The 1,730-nt window shown below is 60.3% G+C and carries 3 protein-coding genes; 2 read left to right on the top strand and 1 reads right to left on the bottom strand.

From position 1 onward, the window contains the following. Both V6C07_RS11520 and V6C07_RS11525 read left to right on the top strand, forming a co-directional pair. Positions 1 to 328: UbiX family flavin prenyltransferase (locus V6C07_RS11520; RefSeq protein ID WP_333536623.1), on the top strand; the 328-nt coding region annotated here is incomplete at its 5' end. Positions 329 to 528: 200 nt separating this feature from the next. Then, positions 529 to 1,221 (top strand): metal-dependent hydrolase, encoded by a 693-nt coding sequence (locus tag V6C07_RS11525; protein ID WP_333536624.1) that lies wholly within the window; start codon positions 529 to 531, stop codon positions 1,219 to 1,221. Between the two features lie 149 nt (positions 1,222 to 1,370). Here V6C07_RS11525 and V6C07_RS11530 read toward each other — a convergent pair. Then, a partial coding sequence (locus tag V6C07_RS11530; protein WP_333536625.1) for a flagellin occupies positions 1,371 to 1,730 on the bottom strand: 360 nt, incomplete at its 5' end.

Raw genomic sequence — 1,730 nt, forward strand, 5'->3', positions numbered from 1 at the left:
AGAGCCCGCGGCCATGATCCTGGCTCCGTGCTCTATGGGCACTCTCGGGGCCATAGCCTCCGGGGCCACAGGCAATCTTGTGCAGCGCTCGGCCGATGTGGCCCTCAAGGAACGCCTGCCACTGGTGCTGGTTCCGCGGGAAAGCCCGCTTTCGGCCATTCACCTGCGCAACATGCTGACCCTGCGGGAAGCCGGAGCGGTGATCATGCCCCTCTGCCCGGGTTTTTATCTTAAACCGCAAAATCTGGATGACCTGCTGCTGCAACTGTGCGGCAGAATTTTCGATCAGGTGGGCCTGCCGCACGACATGGGACGATGGCCGGGCTAGTTACGGCATTTTCGCCTTGAGGGAGGCTGTCATCCGGCAGGCGCAGGCGCCACATTTTCCCGTCGTCGCAACATTCCGGGCAGACCCGTGCAGGAAAGCAGCGCCTGCAGACGCTGCTTTCGGGCGCAGAAGCTGCAAACAACACTGTCCCGGCAAACAGGACAGAAATGACGTCAAAGACAACAGCAAGGGAGGCGCGCATGAGCGATATCACCTGGTTTGGACATTCGGCCTTCAAGATCAGCAACCATGACGTGCATGTGGTTATTGATCCTTTTCTGGCGCCGCAATACGGCTTCAGCGTGGACGATGTGGGCCGCGCTGACCTTGTGCTTCTGACCCACGACCACGGCGACCATGTGGGCGAAGCCGTGGCCATATGCCAAAAAACCGGGGGCATGCTCGGGGCCATTGTGGGTACGGCGCAAAAGGCCGCCGCCGGGCTGCCCGACAGCCAGATACTGAACGGCATCGGTTTCAACATGGGCGGTACTCTCACCTGCAAAGGCGCAAGCATCACCATGACCCAGGCTTTCCATACCACAGATTCGGGCTGTCCGGCGGGCTACATCGTGCGCATGCCCGATGGCCTCACCGTTTATCACTCCGGCGACACCTGCGTTTTCGGCGACATGGCCTTGTGGGGGCAGCTTTACTCCATTGATGTAGCCCTGCTGCCCATTGGCGGCGTTTTCACCATGGATGCGCCGCAGGCGGCCCTGGCCTGCAAACTGCTCAATTGCAAGCACGTGATCCCCATGCACTGGGGAACTTTTCCTGTTCTGGCGCAAAACACCCGTGACTTTGAAAAAGAGCTGGCAAAGCAGGACCTGCCCTGCTCCTGCGTAGTTATGGCCCCGGGGCAGACACGCGCCTTTTCTTCGGGACGCTGAGCCGCCATACACGCTGCCTGAGAGAACACAAAAAAACAAGGCCAGTCCGCCAAATGGCGAGCCGGCCTTGTCTGATTTTTATAGCCGCGCAGCACTCCCCTGCCGCAGGGCCGTTCCGGGCAAACGCCCTCCACCACCTGTTTTCAGCCCTACCTCGAAATGAGCGAAAGCGCCATCTGGGGCATGCTGTTGGCCTGCGAAAGCATGGCAACAGCGGACTGGGTGAGGATCTGGTTGCGCACGAACGCCGTCATTTCCGTGGCCACGTCCACGTCGGAAATGCGGGATTCGGCCGCCTGCAGGTTCTGCGTCTGGGTCGTCAGGTTGGAAATGGTGTTTTCCAGCCTGTTCTGCAATGCGCCAAGGTGTGCGCGGATCTTGTCCTTGGAAACCACGGCATTGTTCAGCCCCACAAGAGCCTTCTGCGCCGCTTCCTGGGTGGAAACAGTACGGGCGTCAGCCTCGTCGGTGAAAGCCTTAGCCTGATTGCCCACACCCAGGGCCGAGGC

Origin of the sequence: Desulfovibrio sp. 1214_IL3152 (assembly GCF_036763055.1) — a bacterium.
Classification (GTDB): Bacteria; Desulfobacterota; Desulfovibrionia; order Desulfovibrionales; family Desulfovibrionaceae; genus Desulfovibrio.